Genomic DNA, 1693 nt, shown 5'->3' with positions numbered 1-1693 from the left:
CCCAGATCAGATCGACCATGTGCCAGAACGCGGTCGCATCCTCGATATTTCCCACATGATCGCGCCACGCCACCAGCAGCAACAGGATGACGCCGGCTGCGACATGCGCGGCGTGAAATCCGGTCAGCAGGAAGTAGAAATTGAAGAAAGGATGCGTGTCCCAGACAATGCCTTGCGCGGCCTTGGACGCGAATTCGGCGCCCTTGATCCAGAGAAATGCCGCGCCGAGCAAAGCGGCACACATAAGAGAAACGCGTGCGCCGCCACGCTTGCGCGATTGCCTCAGATTCAACGCCAGGGCGGCGAAAAAGCCGCTCGTCAGCAAGATAATCGTGTTGGTCGCAGCGGCAGTCCGGTCCAGCGCATTCTGCGCCTCGGCAAAGCCCGTCGGATCAGTGATCCGAACGGACAAGAAAACGATCAGCCCCGCCCCGAAAACCAGCAATTCGCTGATAATGAGAACCCACATCAAAAGATCGCCGGGCAAATCGTCCAATGCAGTTTGGGTTTGATCCGTCATTCAGCAAGACCTTTGCAAGAGCCTTCGGCCCGTCACGACTCAATTGGCTTCAACCTTCGTCGCCATGATCTCTCCCTGCACCATTTGAATGCGCATTGTAAATGCCAATTGCCACACACAAGATGACTTGATGCCCTTCTGTCACTTTCACGGTGGAACGAGGGGACATGTGCGGCCACCGGCCGCATGGTCGCACATTTAGTTTGAGCCACAGCAAAGAAGCCCGGTTCTGTCTGTCTGATAAGAGGGCATGGAACACACAGAAACACTTCGGGCCCTTGGCCTCTTCGATGCGCGCGTGCCGCGTTACACGTCCTACCCGACTGCGGCGGCCTTTACGCCCGACACAGGCGCGTCCTTTCAACGCCATGCGCTTGAACGGTTGGACCCGAGCGAGCCTGTGTCGGTCTACATGCACATCCCGTTTTGCGAGCGGCTATGCTGGTTCTGCGCCTGTCACACACAAGGCACGAAAACCCTTGGCCCGGTGGAAAGCTATATCGAGGCGCTCGAGGCAGAGCTCGAAATGGTGCGCGCCATCATACCGAACGGCCTGAAAATGGGCCGCCTTCACTGGGGTGGCGGAACGCCTACCATCCTGCCGCCGGAATTGATACATCGTCTCTCGGAATCGATACGCCGTGTGTTTCCACCAGCTCAGGAATTTGAGTTCTCGGTGGAGATTGACCCGACCATGGTCGATCGCGCGAAGATCGAAGCTCTCGCCTCCGAAGGCATGAACCGCGCGTCGATCGGCATTCAGGATTTCGATCCCGAAGTCCAAAAAGCCATCGGTCGCCTGCAACCGTTCGAAACTACACGCGCGTGCGTCGAAGACTTGCGTGCAGCCGGCATCTCCTCTCTCAACACCGATCTGGTCTATGGCCTCCCGCACCAGAGCCTCGCACGCATCGAAGATACGATCGAAAAGGTTCTCACCTTTACGCCGGACCGCGTTGCGCTCTTTGGTTACGCGCATGTGCCTTGGGTTTCAAAACGGCAAAAGCTGATCGACGAAGACGCGCTGCCGGACGATCTGGCGCGCTACCACCTCGCCACGCGCGCCGGAGAACTGTTTGTCGCGGCTGGCCTCACTGCTATCGGCATCGACCATTTCGCGCGCCCCGGCGACACTCTGACGGCGGCGCTCGAAGCCGGACGGCTGCGTCGCAA

Annotated in this window: 2 protein-coding genes; one reads left to right on the top strand and one right to left on the bottom strand. The window is 58.7% G+C overall.

All coding sequences use genetic code 11. The annotated features are described in order from the left end of the window. Positions 1-520: cytochrome c oxidase subunit 3 (locus B6V73_RS20310; RefSeq protein ID WP_088726314.1), on the bottom strand; the 520-nt coding region annotated here is incomplete at its 3' end. A 250-nt stretch (positions 521-770) separates the two neighbouring features. Here B6V73_RS20310 and B6V73_RS20305 point away from each other — a divergent pair. After that, positions 771-1693: radical SAM protein (locus tag B6V73_RS20305; RefSeq protein WP_088726315.1), on the top strand; the 923-nt coding region annotated here is incomplete at its 3' end.

This window comes from Thioclava sp. JM3, from assembly GCF_002213185.1.
Taxonomy (GTDB): Bacteria; Pseudomonadota; Alphaproteobacteria; order Rhodobacterales; family Rhodobacteraceae; genus Thioclava; species Thioclava nitratireducens.
Note: the sequence above shows the minus strand (reverse complement) of the source record. Positions and strands in the feature narration are given on the sequence as shown.